The organism is Vibrio genomosp. F10 str. 9ZD137 (genome assembly GCF_049974785.1).
In the GTDB taxonomy this organism is placed as follows: Bacteria; Pseudomonadota; Gammaproteobacteria; order Enterobacterales; family Vibrionaceae; genus Vibrio.
In genome coordinates, this window is sequence record NZ_JBNGCJ010000980.1 from 1 (window position 1) to 1,767 (window position 1,767).

The 1,767-nt window shown below is 47.5% G+C and carries 1 protein-coding gene and 1 pseudogene; both read right to left on the reverse strand.

Translation table 11 applies throughout. The annotated features are described in order from the left end of the window. A pseudogene (locus tag ACP45E_RS21120) lies at window positions 1-445 on the reverse strand (DUF1552 domain-containing protein); the annotation flags it as partial. Between the two features lie 4 nt (window positions 446-449). Then, window positions 450-1,767: DUF1592 domain-containing protein (locus ACP45E_RS21125; RefSeq protein ID WP_141707473.1), on the reverse strand; the 1,318-nt coding region annotated here is incomplete at its 5' end.

Below are 1,767 nucleotides of genomic sequence, written 5' to 3' on the forward strand. Positions count from 1 at the left end.
TGGTCACTAACCCACCGTGCCCCCAGTATTTGGTGTCGACACCCAGGCGCAGTGCTCGTTTGGGCATGCCTTGTGCGTAAACCGATTCAAAATGCACATCAATCGAACCTTGGCCGCTTTCTTCTTGCCATACGCCATTGTAACCACTGTGCCCTGTGCCGCCTTCGCTTCGGCATCCGGCTAAAAACACGATGTCGTTTTTATACGCTTCTAGCCCCTCAGTACAGGCGTTCATTGTCAGCCCGCCTGAATTGCCAGTCGGATGCCAAGTTCCCCTTGGGTAGCCATCGGAAAAATTGACAAAGATGAATTTGCTTGCATTACCACTCGCACTGCCATTAGAAGCACAAGATTGGGTAGAGAATTTCGCTAACCCTACCCCCATTCCTGCAAAGACAGAGGCTTTTAGAAATGAACGTCTTGATACCGTCGTTAATTTAGTCATTTTATTACTCCTCACGCTCAATAACGGTGGTCGACATTAGTAAATCCTTCATTAGCTGTTTGAACTGCTCAAACGAAGCGTATTCAGGGTATAAGGGTGCGAATCTTACTGACGCTTCACCCAATGTGTAAGAGATGTAGTTTTTAACAAAGGCTTGCTTAGCCTGTTCGCTGTTTGCCAAATAGAGTGATATGTCTTCTAGATCATCGAACTGTGTATCGGTTCCATCAACATCAATCAATGTGCCTTGAGTATCAAGCGCGACATTGTTAAACACTTCACCGTGTACGGAGGTGTAATCTTCGTAAGCGCGGTAACGTCCTGTTTTATCCAGTACGTCATAGGCAAAACCCACATCATTCATTTTCTCGTGACATACCCAACATTCAGTCGATGGCCCTGTCGCTTGAGTCCAGAAATCTTTGGTTGAGGTGTCGTTCACTATGTCGTCTGGGGCTGCGCCAGAAGGTATGGCCTGCTCCCAACCGAGTAATGAATGCTGAACCATTTTTCCGCGCGGAATAAGACGCGTTTGTTCATCGGTACTGTATGCCACAGCAATCGCCCCTAGACTGAGTAGCCCTTGACCACGTTCATTCGGTATTGCTGTTTCTTTGAAACCAGAATTAAAGCTGCCTTTGAATCCGTAATGGTTAGCCAGCACTTGATTGACGTACGTATTCTCGTAAGCCATCAGGTCTGAAAAACGCCCCATTTCTTCACCAAATACGGTTTCGCGAATGTACGTTGTAAACTCATCCAGCATGGCTTCACCCACATCTTCAGACATGCCCTCTCGGTCAACGACAACGCGTTCTTCGTCAAACTCTAGAGTCTGCATCATAAAGTTGGCAAATTGCTCGTAAGCTTGTGGGGTTGATAACAAGCGATCAATTTGTTGCCCTAATACGTCTGAGCGGATCAAACTGCCGTCTTTCGCGGTTGACCACAACTCTTCATCAGGCACAGAGCCGAGTACGGTATAAGAAATTACGTTCGCTAACTCATACGCATTGAGGTGATAATTGCCTTCATCATTAAGGTGCCCCCCTTCTCTTCGGTAAAGGAAGTGCGGCGACACGAGGATCTTAGCCAAACTCAGCTCAATGTCGCTGGCTGGATACAAGGCTTTATCGGTTTCAGTGAGAGGACGCTTGAACATTCTCTCAGCGGTTTCCCAGTACCAGTTTTCCAGGCAGTCAGGGTCGCCAGCCTCAAAATCTTCGACATAGGTCCACGGTTGGCCATAAGGGGCTGAGTTTTCTTTCGGCGGATTACCTGTTGTCCACCAGTTTGCAAGATAAACTTTGCCGTCATCAACC